14 protein-coding genes and 1 pseudogene are annotated in these 17,020 nt (G+C 68.8%); 5 read left to right on the top strand and 10 right to left on the bottom strand.

Going from position 1 to position 17,020, the window contains the following annotated elements:
* The 6 genes and pseudogenes from ACFY2X_RS14250 to ACFY2X_RS14225 all read right to left on the bottom strand — a co-directional run.
* Positions 1 to 220 (bottom strand): annotated as a pseudogene (locus ACFY2X_RS14250) (IS5/IS1182 family transposase); the annotation flags it as partial.
* 109 nt (positions 221 to 329) lie between these two features.
* Positions 330 to 602, bottom strand: coding sequence for a helix-turn-helix transcriptional regulator (locus ACFY2X_RS14245; protein WP_389937695.1), 273 nt, complete (start codon positions 600 to 602; stop codon positions 330 to 332).
* A 1,036-nt stretch (positions 603 to 1,638) separates the two neighbouring features.
* Positions 1,639 to 2,505: an ATP-binding protein gene (locus ACFY2X_RS14240; RefSeq protein WP_389937567.1), complete on the bottom strand. Its 867-nt coding sequence runs from the start codon at positions 2,503 to 2,505 to the stop codon at positions 1,639 to 1,641.
* 144 nt (positions 2,506 to 2,649) lie between these two features.
* Positions 2,650 to 2,868, bottom strand: a complete 219-nt coding sequence (locus ACFY2X_RS14235; protein ID WP_389937564.1) for a hypothetical protein — start codon at positions 2,866 to 2,868, stop codon at positions 2,650 to 2,652.
* Positions 2,865 to 4,193 (bottom strand): carotenoid oxygenase family protein, encoded by a 1,329-nt coding sequence (locus ACFY2X_RS14230; protein ID WP_389937561.1) that lies wholly within the window; start codon positions 4,191 to 4,193, stop codon positions 2,865 to 2,867. Before ACFY2X_RS14230 ends, ACFY2X_RS14235 begins: the two co-directional genes overlap by 4 nt.
* Complete coding sequence (locus ACFY2X_RS14225) at positions 4,190 to 4,369, bottom strand: hypothetical protein (RefSeq protein WP_389937558.1); 180 nt, start codon at positions 4,367 to 4,369, stop codon at positions 4,190 to 4,192. The genes ACFY2X_RS14230 and ACFY2X_RS14225 overlap by 4 nt, the downstream gene beginning before the upstream one ends.
* 605 nt (positions 4,370 to 4,974) lie before the next feature.
* Between ACFY2X_RS14225 and ACFY2X_RS14220 the strand changes: the two genes are divergently transcribed.
* The 4 genes from ACFY2X_RS14220 (at position 4,975) to ACFY2X_RS14205 (ending at position 10,761) form a co-directional block, all read left to right on the top strand.
* Positions 4,975 to 6,225: a cytochrome P450 gene (locus ACFY2X_RS14220; RefSeq protein WP_389937555.1), complete on the top strand. Its 1,251-nt coding sequence runs from the start codon at positions 4,975 to 4,977 to the stop codon at positions 6,223 to 6,225.
* 116 nt (positions 6,226 to 6,341) lie between these two features.
* Positions 6,342 to 7,496 carry an epoxide hydrolase family protein gene (locus ACFY2X_RS14215; protein ID WP_389937552.1) on the top strand — a complete coding sequence of 385 codons (1,155 nt, stop codon included), beginning with the start codon at positions 6,342 to 6,344 and terminating at the stop codon, positions 7,494 to 7,496.
* Between the two features lie 306 nt (positions 7,497 to 7,802).
* Positions 7,803 to 9,182: a condensation domain-containing protein gene (locus ACFY2X_RS14210; protein WP_389937549.1), complete on the top strand. Its 1,380-nt coding sequence runs from the start codon at positions 7,803 to 7,805 to the stop codon at positions 9,180 to 9,182.
* 340 nt (positions 9,183 to 9,522) lie between these two features.
* On the top strand, positions 9,523 to 10,761 hold the full coding sequence (locus ACFY2X_RS14205) for an acyl-CoA dehydrogenase family protein (protein ID WP_389937547.1): 1,239 nt from the start codon (positions 9,523 to 9,525) through the stop codon (positions 10,759 to 10,761).
* Here ACFY2X_RS14205 and ACFY2X_RS14200 read toward each other — a convergent pair.
* From ACFY2X_RS14200 to ACFY2X_RS14185, 4 genes are all read right to left on the bottom strand, one after another.
* A complete protein-coding gene (locus tag ACFY2X_RS14200; RefSeq protein WP_389937545.1) occupies positions 10,748 to 11,290 on the bottom strand; it encodes a hypothetical protein in 543 nt (180 codons plus the stop codon). The two genes, ACFY2X_RS14205 and ACFY2X_RS14200, sit on opposite strands and share 14 nt — an antisense overlap.
* A gap of 275 nt (positions 11,291 to 11,565) precedes the next feature.
* Entirely contained in the window at positions 11,566 to 12,960 is a 1,395-nt protein-coding gene (locus ACFY2X_RS14195) for an FAD-dependent oxidoreductase (RefSeq protein ID WP_389937542.1), read from the bottom strand.
* Positions 12,961 to 12,993: 33 nt separating this feature from the next.
* Positions 12,994 to 13,425, bottom strand: a complete 432-nt coding sequence (locus ACFY2X_RS14190; RefSeq protein WP_389937539.1) for an SgcJ/EcaC family oxidoreductase — start codon at positions 13,423 to 13,425, stop codon at positions 12,994 to 12,996.
* Positions 13,426 to 13,542: 117 nt separating this feature from the next.
* Complete coding sequence (locus ACFY2X_RS14185) at positions 13,543 to 14,727, bottom strand: acyl-CoA dehydrogenase family protein (protein ID WP_389937537.1); 1,185 nt, start codon at positions 14,725 to 14,727, stop codon at positions 13,543 to 13,545.
* Between the two features lie 702 nt (positions 14,728 to 15,429).
* On the opposite strand from ACFY2X_RS14185, the gene ACFY2X_RS14180 reads away from it, so the two are divergent.
* Positions 15,430 to 17,013, top strand: a complete 1,584-nt coding sequence (locus ACFY2X_RS14180) for a 4-hydroxyphenylacetate 3-hydroxylase family protein (protein ID WP_389937534.1) — start codon at positions 15,430 to 15,432, stop codon at positions 17,011 to 17,013.
* Positions 17,014 to 17,020 lie beyond the last annotated feature (7 nt).

The raw sequence follows: 17,020 nt of genomic DNA, 5'->3' as shown, positions 1-17,020 counted from the left end.
TCAAAATGAGGTCCGCAGTCTGCGGAGGCAGATGATGCTGCAGGCCAGGTCAAGCAGGGCTTGTTGGAGATCAGCACGGCGTTCGTAGCGGCGGTGCAGTCGGCGATATCCGTTCAGCCAGGCGGAACATGGTGCGCTCGACGACCCGGCGGTGCCGGCCCAGGCGTTGGCTGGACTCGACGCCGCGGCGATCGATAAGCAGAGTGATGCCGCGTCCGCGCAGGAAACGTCGCCCCCGGGCTGTCATGGGCATCGCCGCCGAGATCACGACAGAGAGCGGCAGACCGGTCCGCTCGGTGATCATATGGACCTTTTCCGTGGCCTCGCGGTCAGCGGATGTGCGGCAGGTCGCGCAGCTGCCGTCGCGAGGTGAGGCCCAGCTTGCGGAAGATGCTGCGCAGGTGGGCGTCGACGGTGCGCGGGCTGAGGAACAGCTTCGCCGCGACCTCCTTGGAGGTCGCGCCGTCGGCCACCAGACGGGCGATGTGCACCTCCTGCACGGTGAGGAGCTGGTCGGACGCCTGGCACGAGCGGCTGCGGGCGTGCTCGCCGGTGGCGCGCAGCTCGGCGGCGGCGCGGTCGGTGAACGCCTCGGAGCCCATCTCGGCGAACAGCTCGTGCGCGGTGCGCAGCGAGTCGCGGGCCTCGCGCCGGCGTCCCCGCCTGCGCAGCCACTCCCCGTACAGCAGGTGCGCCCTGCCCCGGTGCACGGCCGCCCGGCTGCCGTCCAGCAGCTCGATCGCCTCCCGATAGGCGTCCTCGTCGTCGGTGACCAGCGCCCGCGAGTACGCCTCCACGCCCAGACCCCACGGCCGCCGCCCGGCCAGGGCGCGTTCCCGCAGCGAGTCCAGCGCGTCCTTGGCCGTTGCGGTCTCGCCGCAGCGCATCGCCGCCTCGATCAGCTCGGGGAGCGCGAGCCCGGAGATGCCGAGGTCGCCGTGGGCGACGGCCGACCGCGCCGCCTCCAGGGCGGTCGGGTAGTCGGCCAGGCTGTTGCCGAGCACCGCCGTGGCCCACTGCACGCTCAGGCTGTTGCGCCGCCCGGTCGACGCCACCGCCTCGAACAGCTCGACGGCCTCGGCCCGGCGGCCCCGCAGCGCCGCCAGGTGGACGAGCGGGTAGACGCGCGGAGCCCCGCCGGTGGCCTCGGTGATGGCGTCCCCCTCGGAGATCATCTCCATCGCGGCGCCGAAGTCGCCCGCGTGCGCCGAGGTGAGGGCCAGCATCGCCAGGCCGATCGGCAGCATGCGCATCGAGCCGGACGCGCGGCCCGCCGCCGTGATCCGGGCGGCCAAGCTGTGCAGCGCGTCGTGATCCCACAGCTCCGCAGCGATCGTGAAGCCGAGCGCGGGCCGCGCCGTCAACGTCTGGTCCTGGACGTCGGCGACCATCGGACGCAGCAGGCCGGCGGCGGCTCGATGGCCATCTCTGGCGAGGGTGACCATGCCGTCCAGCACTCTGTCGACGCCGGTCCGGGGTCCGGAGGCGGGCGGCGCCGCGCGCACGGCCTCCAGCACCGAGCCGAGGTCGCCGACGAGCACGCCCATCTCCATCGCGTCCAGGTAACAGGCCCTGGACCGGGCGGGGTCGGACTCGGCCAGCCGCTCGGCGGCCCGCAGCAGATACCCGGTGGGGCCGTCATCGCCCCGGCGGTGGACGAACGACAACTTGCCGCGTAGCAGGTCGATCCCGGCCCGCTGCCTGGGGTCGAGCGTCCCGATCTCGGCGGCCGACAACAGCTCGGCAGCCGCTTCGAAGGCGCCCACCGAGAGCTTGGCTTCGGCGGCGGCGAGCGTTCGCTCGGTCCGCAGGTCCGGGTCGAGGGTGAGCGCTGCGGAGCGTTCGAGGAAGGCCGCTGCCGCCGCCTCTCCGCCCCGGGCCCGGGCGCGGTCGGCGGACCGTTCCAGTTCGGCCGCCACCTGCTCGTCCGGTCCTGCGCTGGCCTGCGCGCGGTGCCAGGCCGGCCAGGCTCAGGCCGGGCAGCGCGTCCAGCTCGGGCAGCCCGCTCGGCTCGCGCGCGGCGAACACCACGGCGATCGGCTCGGCGGCCACCCTGCGGGCCAGGAAGGCCAGCGCCCTGACGGAGGCGTTGTCCAGCCAGTGGGCGTCGTCGACGAGGCAGAGCAGCGGACGCTCCCGCGTGGTCTCGGCGAGCAGGCCGAGGGTGGCGGCGCCCACCAGGAACGGGTCGGGGTCCCCGGCGTCCAGGCCGAACGCGACCTCCAACGCGGTGCGATGCGGTGTCGGCAGCGCGGGCAGGCGGTCGAAGAGCGGGGAGGAGAGCTGGTGCAGGGCGGCGAACGGCAGCTCGGTCTCGAACTCGGCTCCGGAGGCCCGCATCGTCAGGAATCCGGTTGCCGACCGCTCCGTCCAGTCCAGCAGCGCGCTCTTGCCGATGCCCGGTTCGCCCTTCACCACCAGCGCACCACCCTGGCCCTGCCGGGCGGCGTCGAGCAGGGCGGCAAGCCGGGAAGTCTCGTCGTGGCGGCCGATCAACGTGTCCATCATGCCTCGTGAGGGGGCTGCCGGGTTTACCGGCAGGGGAATCGCTTCCCTGTTGTGGTTCCTTTGTTTGAACGGTCAGGGCTTGGCCGTCGCCTACCTTAGCCGAGGGAAGCGAGAAGCCGCTCTCTTCAGGGAGCGGAGGAGTCACGGGTAGACCTTAGGGTTTCGGACACTACCCCCAAGTACCGCAAAAGTGGCGACGGGGACCAGCGGCCCTTCGGCGGAGGCGGCGGTGATGTCGCTCTGCCAGGCGGGCCAGCCGTTCACGTCGGTGTGCAGCTGCCAGACCCGCTCCAGCGGGGCCTCGATCACGGTGTCGAGGCGGACGACGACGGCGGCGTCGGTGTCGATCACGGTGATCACTTGGCGTCCTCGATCCAGTGTCCGTGGATGCCGGCGGGCACGCGGCGGGGAAGCTCGACGGTGGCGACCGTCTTCAGGTCCGCGGCGTCCAGCACGAGCAGCCGGGAGGCGTCGGCCTTGAGGTCGCTGACGACGGTGAGCAGGTAGCCGTCGTCCTCGCTGTTGCTGTCGGCGGCGGGCACGAAGACCCCCTCGCCGGGCATGCGGTGTTCCCCGTGGGAGAAGAGCTGCTGCCGACCCGTCACCGAGTCGAACTTGACGGTGTGGTAGTCGGACAGGCCGGCGCCGGGGAAGGCGATGGCGTAGCTGTAGCGGTTGGCGATCCCGGTGTGGGCGTCGTTGATGGCCGGGAACTCGACGTTCAGGCTGTCCAGCGCTTCCTCGGTGGCCTTGCCGGTGGCCGGGTCCAGGATCCAGCGGTGCATGGTGGCGCCGGACAGCGGGCTGACGCCGTAGGCGGGCGCTCCGATCCACCACTTCCACGACGACTCCCACCCGGAGCGGTCGAAGCGCGGCCCTTCGAGCACCACGCGCCCGTGGGCGTCGACGTAGGAGTTGCTGACGTGCAGGAGCGTGCCCTGCTCGGCCTCGAACCAGGTGACCTGGTCGGAGTCGCGCGGCATGACGCCGATGGTGAAGGGCACGTCGTCGTGCCAGCGGTAGGGGATGCCGGAGTGCTCGGCGTGGTCGAAGACGACGGGCGAACACAGGAAGACGGCATGCTGGGCGGTGATCGCGAAGTCGTGCATGAGCGACGGTCCCGCGCCGTCGATGATCTGGGTGCGGACGATCTGGCCGGAGGCGTCGGCGACGTGGTAGGTCAGGTACGGCGGGAACGGGCTGTAGCTGAAGAAGTGCAGCTCCCCGGTGACCGGGTCCTCCTTGGGGTGGGCGGTCATCGCGCTGGTCAGCTTGCCGCCGAAGTCGTAGACGCCGATGGTGTCGAGCTCGGCGCTGACCTCCCAGGGCAGGTTGGCCTCCTGCAGCGCCAGGTAGCGGCCGCCGTGGAAGATGATGTTGGTTGCGGCCGCGGAGACCTCAAGCTCGGTGCCGGTGAAGGGCACCCCGTCCAGGTACGGCGTGCGGATCCAGCGGTTGCGATACCACTCCGCCTTCCCGCCGGCCAGGCGGATGCCGTGGATCATGCCCGCGCCCTTGAACCAGTGGGTGGGGGTGACGCCCGGCTTGGGATTGTGGCCGTTGCGGAAGTATCGACCGTTGAGCTCAGGCGGCAGGGTGCCGTGCACGGTCAGCTCGTGGGCGGTGATCTCGTCGGTGACGGGCGTGTAGTGGCCTGTCAGGTACGGCTTGGCGAGCTCGGTCATGATGCCTTTCCAATCGATGGAACCGCGATGAGCAGGGTGATGACGGCACCGGCCAGGAAGGTCCCGCCGTACGTCGGGAGGAGGGTCAGGACTGACAGGCCCACGGCGCCGCCGATCTGCCGGGTGGCGTTCAGCGGCGCCCATGCCCTGGTCCGGTGGGGTGCGGTACTGCTCATGGATTCAAGGTCGCAGTGCGGCTGCGGCGCTCGCGTCGGTAGCTTTCACCTATATGGCCGGCGCCGCACACCTCGCTACCGGTGGGACCGCAATCCGGGAGATGCATTACAGAGCGGGCGAATGCCACGCTGGCCGCATAACCGAATACGAAGGCGAGACCGGCCCGCGGGAGTGGAGAAGGCATTTTTCTTGACTTTTCTTGACTTTCCCTGGCTTTGCTTGACGACCGTTTGCCGACCGTGCCTGCTGATGTGCCCGCATTGGATGGATTTAGCATCAAAGGAGGGAATTGAACATTCCTTCGCCGCTTCGGTGACTGCAGGCGCCGAAGCGGAAAGGGCGTGACGCCCCGGCGGGGCTCCGGCCGTCGGCCGCCACTCCAGGCGGGACGGCGGTGTCCGGCGAGCGTCCGCCCCCTTGTCCTTCTGACCGCCTCACTCGTTTCTGACGTCCACGGCTCTTTTGCCGGGTGCCGAGCCGTAACAGCGTCGCGCACGGATCCTCGGGCCCTTTTCTCCGGCGGCCGATTCGCATTCCCTTCCTGTCTTTCTGTTGGTGTGTTGGCACCCTGACTGGCTCGACCGACAAGATCTTGGAGAAATCCATGGAGAAACGCTGCCCCGTCGCTCTCGACATCACCGGCCGGGACATCCATGCCGAAGCCGACGGCCTGCGGGCGCAGGGCCCCGCGACCCAGGTGGAACTTCCCGGCGGCGTCCTGGCATGGTCGATCAACAGCTACGCCGTCATCAAGAAGATGCTGACCGACCCGCGAGTCACCAAGAGCGCCCGCAACCACTGGCCGGCGTTCATCAACGGCGAGATCCCGCCCGACTGGGAAATGATCAGCTGGATCGCGATGGACAACATGGTGACCGCCTACGGGAAGGACCACGTGCGGTTGCGCAGGCTGGTCGGCAAGGCGTTCACCCCGCGCCGCACCGAGGCGATCCGGCCGCGCATCGTGGAGCTGACCAACCAGCTCGTGGACGCCCTGGAGACCGTGGAGCCGGGCGAGGTGGTGGACCTGCGGGAGCGGTTCGCCTACCCGCTGCCGGCCCGGCTGGTGGCAGACCTCATCGGCATGTCGGAGGACGCCCGGGTCAAGACGGCCAAGGTCATCGACATGATGGTGGACACCACCGTCACCCCCGAGCAGGCGCAGGCGGTGCTGCTCGGCTGGCGGGGAGCGATGGCCGACCTCATCGCGGCCAAGCGCCGGGAGCCGGGTGAGGACATCACCAGCGACCTGATCGCCGCGCGGGACGAGGACGGCTCGCGCCTGAGCGAGGAGGAGCTGACCGACACCATCTTCGCGATCCTCGGCGCGGGCTCCGAGACCACGATCAACTTCTTCGACAACGCCATCACCGCGCTGCTCACCCACCCCGATCAGCTTGAGATGGTCAAGTCCGGGCGTGCCTCGTGGGACGACGTGATCGACGAGACGCTGCGGGTGGAATCCCCGCTGGCCCACCTGCCCCTGCGGTACGCGGTCGAGGACATCGAGCTCGACGGCGTCACGATCCCCAAGGGTGACCCGATCCTGGTCAACTACAGCGCGGTGGGGCGTGACCCGGCGCTGCACGGCGAGGACGCCGGCCGCTTCGACCTCACCCGCACGGACAAGGAGCACCTCTCCTTCGGTCACGGCCCGCACTTCTGCCTGGGGGCGGGCGTGGCCCGTCTGGTCGCGACCATCGGCCTGTCGACGCTGTTCGAGCGTTTCCCCGACCTGGCCCTCGCCGTCACGCGTGAGGAGCTGCAGCCGTTGCCGACGTTCATCATGAACGGTCACCGGGCCCTGCCGGTACGGCTGACCGCCCCCGTGCCCGCGGGGGCACACGCGCGCTGACCGTCGTCGAGATGCGTCGCGGAGCGAGCCGACATGACGATGGGGTCGTGGGATCGGCGGTCGCGGCGCCTGCATGACGTCTGACGGAAGTCAACTCAGAGTGGATGGGTCACAACATGCAACCTTTCCGTATCGAAATCCCGCAGGCCGACCTCGACGACCTGCGCCGCCGGATCGCCGACACGCGGTGGCCGGACGAGCTGCCCGGCGTCGGCTGGGACCGCGGTGTACCCTGCGGCTACCTCAAGGAGCTGGCGGAGTACTGGCAGACGGAGTACGACTGGCGCGCGGCCGAGGCGCGGCTGAACCGGTATCCCCAGTTCGTGACCGAGATCGACGGCGCGGACGTGCACTTCCTGCACGTCCGCTCCCCGGAGCCGGACGCCACACCGCTGCTCCTCACCCACGGCTGGCCCGGTTCGGTCGCGGAGTTCCTTGACGTCATCGGGCCGCTCTCCGACCCCCGGGCCCACGGCGGCGATCCGGCCGACGCGTTCCATCTGGTCATCCCGTCCATCCCCGGATACGGATTCTCCACGCCCTTGAGGGAAACCGGCTGGAACGTCCCCCGGATCGCGAAGGCGTGGGCCGAGCTGATGCGGAGCCTCGGCTACGACCGATACGTGGCTCAGGGGGGTGACGCCGGGTCGGTGATCTCTCTTGAGCTCGGCCGGGTCGATCCCGAGCACGTCGCCGGAGTGCACGTCAACATGCTCATGACGTTCCCCTCCGGCGACCCGGCCGAGTTCGCCGATCTGAGCGAGTCGGACCAGGAGCGCCTGGGGAAGCTCTCACGGTTCGACGCCGACCTGTCCGGCTACATGAAAATCCAGGCCACCCGGCCGCAGACGCTGGCCTACGGCCTCACCGACTCGCCGGTCGGCCAGCTCGCGTGGATCGTCGAGAAGTTCCGGGAGTGGACCGACTCGGCGAAGGTCCCCGAGGACGCCGTCGGCCGCGACCAGTTGCTCACCATCGTCACGATCTACTGGCTGACCGCGACCGCCGGGCCGTCGGCCCAGTTCTACTACGAGGGGGCCGAGGGCGTGCGCCTGGCGGCAAGCGGCGTCCAGCCGCCGCCGGTCACCGTTCCGGTCGGGGTGGCGGTGTTCCCGCACGACATCTTCGTCCCCCTCCGCCGCTTCGCCGACCGGGACCTTCCGAACATCACGCACTGGACGGAGTTCGACCGCGGCGGCCACTTCGCGGCCATGGAGCAGCCCGCGCTCCTGACGGACGACATACGCTCCTTCGCCCGCTCGCTGGCGTGACCTGGGCCGGCAGGCCCCGGCTGTCCGGCGGGGGATCTCCAACGGACAGCCAACGGACAGCCGACGGGCCGCCGGCCGGATTCACCGGCCGGATTCACCGGCCGGATCCACCGGCTGTTTCGGCAACCTGAAAGAACCGGAACTCTTCCGAGGTCGATACAGTTTTTTACGAATACGACCGCAAGCGTCCGTGGTTGAACTCGACTAATTCGCAGCGATTCGGTCATCCGTACGGCCCTGCGCGCTCCGCGTGAAGAGCCGGAATTGTGGATTCCGTACACGAAGACCTAGAGAGGCTTGGGCACCATGAGTGTTCCTGAAACATCGCATGCGTCAATCGGTCTGGCAAATCAGATTCCCCTTTCGCTGAACCAGGAATTTCTGTGCGCCTTCGACAAGGGCGATGCCGAGGGGGCGTTCAGCGACAGGCATACTCTGGTCTTCGGCTGGCGCGTCAGCGGGGAGATCGACCTCGACGCGCTGCAGGGGGCCCTGGACGATGTGGTGGAACGCCATGAGACGCTCCGCACGGAGATGGTCCGCGGCGAGGAGACCCGCTACCAGAAGATCCACCCCCCGAGCCCGGTCGAGCTGCTGGTCCGCGACCTTCCCGGGGACGACCCGGGCTCCCGCGACGTCCGGGCGGAGGAGTTCCTCAACGAGCTCGACGCCGGGAAGTACAGCGTTCTGCGGCTGCCTCACCTGCGGGCCGTCCTGGGCCGGTTCGACGACACCGACGCGGTTCTCGTGCTCGTCGCGCACCACACGGCGACCGACGCGTGGTCCATCCAGCTGATCATCCGGGATCTCGCCGCCTTCTACGCCGCCCGGAGAGGGCACGGCCCGGCCGATCTCCCGGAGGTGTGCCAGTATCGGGAGTTCGCGGTCTGGCAGCAGGAGAGCTCGGCCGCCGGCGCCGGGAAAAGGTCCTGCGAATACTGGCGGGACAAACTGAAGGGCGCCCAGATCCTCGCCATTCCCACGGACCGGCAGAAATCCCCCGAAGTCATCAGCACGTACGCGGTGTACCGCTTCCTGATCGACAAGGAACTGACCTCCGCGACCTTCGCCTTCTCCAAGGTGACGCGCAGCTCGCCGTTCATGACCATGCTCGCGGCCTACAATGTCCTGCTTCACAAGATGACGGGGGCCACCGACATCGTCGTTCCGACGTTCACGTCCGGCCGTTACCAGGACCGGTTCCTGGACACGGTCGGTCCGTTCTTCAACTTCGTCCCCCTCAGGACGGACATCGCCGGATGCGGGACGTTCCGCGAGGTGGCCGACCGGACCCGCTCGACCTGCATCGAGGCCTACTCGCACGACATCCCGTTCGCCCAGGTCGTGAACGAGGCCCCGGAGCTGATTCTCCCGTTCGCCGAAAACGACCGTTCCGTCGTCGCCTTCGAGGTCCTCCAGTCCCCGTTCGCGATGGACGGCGAGCTGGTCGGGGATCTGAGGTACTCCGAGATACGCAGGCGCCTGCTGTCGCAGCCCCTGTGCTCGGACATCCCGGACGGCGCGCTGTGGGCGACGGACGTGCTTCCCTCGGGTGACATGGTCGGGAGCCTGAAGTTCAACACCAACCTGTTCGACGAGAGCACGATGGCCGGCATCGTGTCGGAGTTCCGCCGGGTGCTGCGAAGCGCGGTCACCGCTCCGGACACTCCGCTGGGGCAGATTTGAGCCCGGCGGGCTTTTCCGTGGTTTTCGGCGACAGCCGGCCCGGCCCGAACGCCCGCGTGCACTCGGCGACAAAAGGTGCGGGCGGGTGCAAGGCCGGTCGGCCCGTCCGCGAGGAGAGCCGATGGGGTCACACGGGCCATCGCAATCCCGGAGATGCATCGCAAAACACGCGCATGTGACGCTGGATGCGTGGCCGAACGCGAGGGCACGTCTCACCGGGATCGGTAGCGCCACGACGCCGAGCGGGCGCCGGAACGCGTGTGGCGCTCACCGGATGCGGCGGCGGCTGTCGCACCGATGTTTCCGAGCCGACCATTCGAGACAAAGGATCTGCGCAGCAATGACAGTCGTCACGAGTGTTGCCGAACACGGATCTCCGCTCCCCCCGGAACCGGCCCTCACGCCGGCGGAGATCATCGCGAGGGCCGAGGCGATCGCACCGACTCTGGTCGCGCGCCAGGCCGAGACCGAACAGCGCACGTTCTACGCCCAGGACACCCACGAGGAGTTCGCGAAGGCCGGCTTCTACCGGATCCTGGTTCCCCGGCGCTACGGCGGCTACGAGTTCGGGGCCGAGACGTTCATGCGGGTGGCGATGGCGCTCGCGCGGGGCTGCCCCTCAACCGGCTGGATGTATCTTTTCGGGGCCGCCCACGCGCTCGCGGTGGCCACGCTGTTCGACGAGCGCGCGCAGGCCGAGCTCTTCGCCTCCGGTGACTTCATCTGCCCCGCCACGGTCGCGCCCAGCGGGACCGCCGGACGCACCGACGACGGGCACTGGGTCCTCAACGGCACCTGGGGCTACTGCTCGGGCGCGCCCTACGCCACGCACTTCCTCGGCCACACCCTTGTCTCCCAGGGGGAGGGGCAACCCCCGGCGCCACTCTTGTTCATCATTCCGCGCAGCCAGTGGAGGCGCCTGGACGACTGGGGACAGCAGCTCGGCCTCAAGGGAAGCGGATCGCACAGCATCACCATCGAGAACGGGCGCATCCCCGACCATTTCACCATCGGCACGCATCTGAGCCAGATCACGGTCACGGAGGGGACGCCGGGACGCGCGCTGCACAACAACCCCGAATACGGGGGCGGGCCGCTCAGCTTCATGCTGCTCGAACTCGGCGCTCTCGCCGTAGGCATGGCGAAGGGGGCGCTCGACACCTACGAGGACCTGATGCGGACGAGGACCACGACGTTCCTTCCCATCGTTCCCCGCGCGCAGGATCCCGACTACCAGTTCAGGTACGGCGAGGCCACCGGCATGATCTCCACCGCCGAGGCCGCCCTGCTGAACGCGGTCCAGCAGTGGAGCGACACCTGCGCCGCGGGCCCGGAGGCGTTCACCAGGGAACAGGAAGTGCGGCTCGCCACGATCAGCCGGGAGGTCGTCCGGCTCTGCTGGCGCGCGGTCGAGGGGCACCTGTTCCCCACCGCGGGTTCGAGCTCGGTCCGCCACGGCGAGCGCATCGAGCGCGTGTGGCGTGACATGTCCATGCTCCACAGCCATGCCGGGGTGGGCATCTTCCTCGCCGGCATGGCAAACCGCGAGCTCGCCCGGGCCCGGTTCAACCTCGAGTGAGGCCTCTCCGGCGCCGGTAGTAGGAGATCACGACGGCGACCAGGAGCGGACCCCAGGCGACGAGGGGCAGATAGAGGAAACCGGCCACGGTGTTCCCGATCGGGGTCATGTCGTCGTGGGGAATGGTCCACCAGAAGAGGAACGGAGTCCACAGGAAAATCAGGATCGTCGCGCCGATGGCCGCCGGAATCACCGCGGCCATCGGCCGAACTGTTTTCCCGCCGATGAACGGGATCCAGCGCGGCGCCACCTCGCCCCAGGGCTGCACGAGTCCCAGAGTGAGCAGGGCGGCCGCCTCGTTGAGCACGCTGAGCGCGATCACGTACGGCACGCCCCAGCCGGTTATGCCGAGATCCGCGTAACCCTGCTCGGTGTACCCGGCCGTGAATCCCAGCGCCAGCGCCAGCCTCCACAGTCCAGACGGCAGGGGGGCCAGGGCCGCGAGGTGGGCGGCCCACCGCGCCCAGCGGGGTGCCGGGGGAGCGAGAGGGGTGGCGACGGGGGTGCCGACGTTCGCAGGGCTGATCATGGGAACCATCGTGTCGTGCGCCGGATCGCATCACTTCCCGCCGGAGAGCCAGGCCGTTCCCCCACATGGGGGAGAAGGTCCGCGCAGGCCGGTCCGTCAAAGCCGTTCCCTCACCCAGGGAAGAAGCGTGGCGCAACACCCGCAAGGCCGCTCCCCAAGCGAGAAATGTGGCGCAACGCCCGCAAGGCCACTCCCCACGCGGGGAAAGAAGGGTGGCATAACGCGGAGCGCCGCCCCGGCCCGGTGAGGGCTGGGGCGGCGCCGACGTGCGATCGTCACCTGGCGGGGCGAGCCGGGGTGCTCACCTCCGCGTTCTCCCGCGGTGCCGGAGCGGGTTCCGGCTTGCGCCCGCCGTTCCACAGCACGCGGAACATCATGCCGGGACTCATGAGGGCCTGCGGTGGATCGACGAGGCCCGCCACCCGCATGAACGTCCTGGTGATGCTGCCGTCCCGGGTCGCTGCGGCCTGTAGCTTCGCCATGTAGGCGTTCATCACCCGGACCATCAGCGGGCGGGGCGCCTCGACTTCGGGGAAGCTGAGGTCGCCGCCGGCCGAGATGTTCCACGGCACGTCGATGACATCGGAGATGTCCTTGAGGAAACGGAGCGGCTGGGGAGGGGCTCCCCGCTGAAGGTGCGTGCGCAGGGTGAGCGCTTCGAGCGCCGCGACGGTCATGCCCTGCCCGTACACCGGGTTGAAGCTGCACGCGGCGTCGCCCATCACCAGCAGCCGGTCGGGGAACCGGTCCAGCCGTTCGTAGTGGCGCCGGACACTCGCCGGGTAGCGGAAGGAAACCGGGTCGTCGAGGGGTTCGGCGTCCCGGATCACCTCGTAGATGTCCGGGACCGGCAGGGAGCGGACGAAGTCGAGGAAGCCGTCGGGGTCGGCCGGCGCGCTGTCGCCCAGGACGCCGGTGAGCGACAGGACGCACCGGCCGTTCTCGATCCTGGAGAAGAACGCGCCGCGGGGGTGCGAAGGCGAGGAGACCGGGTTGATCGACAGGTCACCGCGGAGGATGGCCTCGTCCGGCAGCCGGTAGTGCCGGGTCGTGTACGTGAGGTTGATCTTGATTCGCTCTTCCGCGGGCCGTTCGTAACCGAACTGCTCCAGCCACACGGGCGTTCGCGAGCCGCGCCCGGTGGCGTCGACGACGAGGTCGGCCTCCAGAACCTCTTCGGCGCTGCCCTCCTCCTGCCGCTGCACGCGCACACCGGTCACCCTGCTGTGGTCCGGTGTCGTGACCAGCCCGGCGATGTCGCACCGCTCCAGGAAGGTCACGTTGGGCAGGGCGCTCACCCGAGCCCGTACGTGGCTCTCCAGCACCGGCCGGGCGGCGGACACGCACACCAGCCCGGTGCTGGCCGGCTGCAGCCGTACCCCGTTGAAATACCAGCGGAGCTCTCCCAGGTCGCCGGTCGGCACGCCGGCCGCGATGGTCCCCTCGGTGAACCCCGGGAACAGCTCCTCCAGGATCTGCTGACCGCGGGCGAGCAACCCGTGGACGTGGCGTCCTTGAGGAACGCCACGCCGCGCGGTGGTCACGCCGGTCAGCTCGTCACGATCCACCACCAGCACGTCGGTATAGGCCTCGGCGAGCACCCGCGCCGCGAGCAGGCCCGCCATGCTCCCGCCAAGCACCACCGCGCGTTCACCCACACGGTTGCCCATCGCGGTCACCTCCTTGAGCTTCCTGGTCGTGGGCTAGGCCGCATCGCGGGGGCTGTTCTGGTAGGCGGCCAGGCGCCACTCCCCGTCCTGCTTGACGACCACCCAGGAGGCCCGGATGGCGCGGGCGTCGGAGACCTCGGTCTCACCGGGCGACAGCACACCGCCCTGGGTGATCAGTATTCCGGCCTCGGCGCCGAGGAACCTGAGGTCGATGGGCTGCCCGGTCACCCGGGTGCCCTTGAACGGACCGGCGAACGCGGCCGACATGAACGAACGGATCGCGTCACGGCCCTTCTGGTGGACACCGGGAAGGATCATGCTTCCGTCCTCGGTGAAGACCGAGGCGAAGGCGTCGGCGTCGTGCTCGGCCCAGGCCGCGACGATGCGCTGGGGAAGGGCCGCGATGCCGGCCTGGTCCTCGGCCGAGGGACCTGCGATGGTTGACGACGGGCTGCTCGTGGTCATGCTTTTTTCCTTTTCTCCGTGGAATTCTCCGTGGAAGCCGACGTAGAAGCCGACGCGGGAGTCGGCGTGGGAGTCGGCGCGGACGAGAGATCGCCGGCGATCGTGCGCAACGGCCGGTCAGACGTAGAGCGTGTTCGGCTCCAGACCGCAGAGAACCCGCCCGTACAGCTCGGCGTTGGTGTTCGGGTGCATCAGGGCGTGCAGGTTGACGGCCTGGATGTCCCGCGCGATCCGCTGGATCGGCATGTCGCTGTAGATCGACGAGCCGCCGCTGGCCGTGGCGAAGATGTCCACGGCCTCTTTCGCCAGCCGGCACACCGCGCCCATGTCGGCGCGTGCCCTGACGCGCTCCTCCAGCGTCCACGGCGAGCCTGCGACGCTCTTGCCGTCCACCAGGTCCGCCAGGCGACGCGCGTGGAACTCCGCCTCGTCGACCTTCATCGTCGCGTCGGCGACCTGCAGGTGGGTCAGCGGCGCCTCGGCCTGGCTCGCGTAGTCGGTGTAGGTGATCTTTCGCTCGGGCAGCCGCTGGAAGAACGCTTCGCCGGCGGCCTTCGCCATTCCGACCACGGTTCCGACCGAGGACGCGGAGGCGACCGGAAGCAGCGGCGCCCGGTAGATCGGCGTCTCGGCGTTCAGCTTCGAGGCGAGCTGCCCCTGCAGGATCGCGGGCAGCGGCAGCACCCGCTCGGACGGGATGAAGAGGTCCTGGGCGATCGTGCTGACACTGCCTGTGCCCTTCAGGCCCGCCGTGTACCAGTCGTCCACGACCTGCAGGTCCGACATCGGCACCAGCGCCATGATCGGGTACGGCTCGCTGTCCGGCCCCACCAGGATCGCCACGATCTCCTGCCAGTGGCTGTGCAGGGCACCGCTGATGAAGCCCCACTTGCCGTTGACGACCACACCGCCGTCGACCGGGGCGGCCATCGCGGTCGGGCTCAGCGTTCCGCACACCCGCACGTCCGGGGTCGAGAACACCTCGTCCTGGACCTCGTCCGGGAACAGGCACGTCATCCAGGTCGGAATCCAGTAGACCGACGCCGTCCAGGAGGTGGAGCCGTCGGCGCGGCCCAGCTCGGTGGCCACGTCGACCAGGGTGCGCGTGTCGGACTCGTATCCGCCGTAGCGGGCGGGCACCCTCATCTTGAAGATGCCGGCGTCGGCCAGCGCCTCGATCGACTCGTCGTGAATACGCCGGTTCTCCTCCGACCAGGCCGCGTTCTTCCGGAGCAGCGGCACCAATTCGGACGCGCGACGAACAAGCTGTTCCCGCGTCGGAACCTCGGTCGTCAACACCATTTCCTCCCAAAGAATTCAGACGAGAAACCGCAGCCGAACTCCGCGCGCCCCGCTCACAACGTCATGAGAATCACGGAGCAGGCAAGCTGCGCCGGAGATCGATTGGCCAGGGGCCGTCGCGCGAAATTCAAGGTGCGATCACCACTGTTTGCCATGGGGCGGCGGAAATCGTGCACCACCGAATCACGCCGCCCGCTCGTCATGGCCGTCCGCCGATGCTTACCACCCGACGGTCGCACCCGTCGGCGGCCCATGCATCTTCTGGATTGCGGATCGCCAGCTCCAGCCGGTGGCCGTGCACCGTGGGCATCGCGGGCGGGGTGACGGCCGCTTTATCCGGGCTGATCCATCCGTTCGGAAAACAAATCAGATAATCGACCCGGCCGATTTGTTTTCCGGGCGGCGGGCGGTCCGATGAAAAGGCACGGTGGGAACCCCGCAACCTGAGAGAAGCTCCGCGGGGCCTTCGAATGCCAGCATCAAATACTGCAACAGAATGCCGACGCGCCCGCTCGCCACCGTCGCCGGGCGGGACGCCTCACCTGGAGCACTCCGGCTCCGGCCTCCTCCGGCCTTTCCCGGATCCGGTGAAGCGTGTGCGGACGATCGCGGACTTCTTCGAGCGTGTCCCGCTGGAGCGGGGGACGCTCGGCGGCAACCGGTTCATGGAGGAGTTGAGTTGAGAGAAGAGGGAGAAGTCCGATGACCGACCATCAGGATGCCGCCACCAGCGCTCCTCCGGCGCGGCCGAAGACACGTCCTCTGACCGGCGACGAATACGTCGAGAGCCTGCGCGACGACCGTGAGATCTACATATACGGCGACCGCGTCAAGGATGTCACCTCGCACCCGGCGTTCCTCAATCCCGTTCGCATGACGGCACGGCTGTACGACGCGTTGCACGACCCGGCCAGGCGCGACGTTCTGACCGCGCCGACCGACACCGGGAGCGACGGTTACACCCACAGGTTCTTCACCACGCCGCACAGCGTGGACGATCTCGTGGCGGACCAGAAGGCCATCGCCGCGTGGGCCCGCATGAGCTACGGCTGGATGGGACGCAGCCCGGACTACAAGGCGTCGTTCCTCGGCACGCTCGGCGCGAACGCCGACTTCTACGAGCCCTTCGCCGACAACGCGCGGCGCTGGTACAAGGAGTCGCAGGAGAAGGTCCTGTACTGGAACCACGCGATCGTGCACCCGCCGGTCGACCGCAGCCGCCCGCCGGACGAGGTCGCCGACGTGTTCATCCACGTGGAGAGGGAAACCGACGCCGGTGTCATCGTGAGCGGGGCCAAGGTCGTCGCCACCGGTTCCGCGCTCACCCACTACAACTTCATCGCCCACTACGGCCTGCCGATCAAGGACAAGAAGTTCGCACTGGTGGCCACGGTGCCGATGGGCGTGCCGGGAATGAAGCTGATCTGCCGCCCGTCCTACACCGCCACGGCCGCGGTGATGGGCAGCCCGTTCGACTACCCGCTCTCCTCGCGGCTGGACGAGAACGACACCATCCTGGTGCTGGACAAGGTGCTCATACCGTGGGAGAACGTGTTCGTCTACGGTGATGTGGGCAAGGTTCAGCTCTTCACCGGGCAGTCGGGCTTCATTGAGCGCTTCACCTTCCATGGATGCACGCGTCTGGCGGTGAAGCTGGAATTCATCGCCGGCCTGCTCGCCAGGGCACTGGAGATCACTGGAACGGCCGATTTCCGGGGCGTGCAGGCCCGGCTGGGCGAGGTTCTGGCCTGGCGCAACCTGTTCTGGGCCTTCTCCGACGCGGCCGCGCGCAATCCGGTCGAGTGGAAGAACGGCGCGCTGCTGCCCAACCCCCAGTACGGCATGGCCTACCGGTGGTTCACCCAGGTGGGCTATCCCAGGATCAAGGAGATCGTCGAGCAGGACGTCGCCAGCGGGCTGATCTACATCAACTCCAGCGCCGACGATTTCAAGAACCCGGATATCCGGCCGTATCTGGACAGGTTCATGCGCGGTTCGAACGGCACCGACGCCGTCGAGCGGGCCAAGGTGATGAAACTGCTCTGGGACGCGATCGGCACCGAATTCGGCGGGCGGCACGAGCTGTACGAGCGCAACTACGCCGGCAACCACGAGAACACCCGGGTGGAACTGCTGTTCGGGCAGCTCGCCAACGGGCAGATGGACGACTACAGGGCCATGGTCGACCAGTGTCTCGCCGAGTACGACCTCGACGGCTGGACGGTGCCGGACCTGTCGTCGTTCGACGACCTGCGGCACATCAGGAACGGCATCTCCGGCGGCTGAGCGCCGC

The organism is Streptosporangium sp. NPDC000396 (assembly GCF_042898655.1).
In the GTDB taxonomy this organism is placed as follows: Bacteria; Actinomycetota; Actinomycetes; order Streptosporangiales; family Streptosporangiaceae; genus Streptosporangium.
Note: the sequence above shows the minus strand (reverse complement) of the source record. Positions and strands in the feature narration are given on the sequence as shown.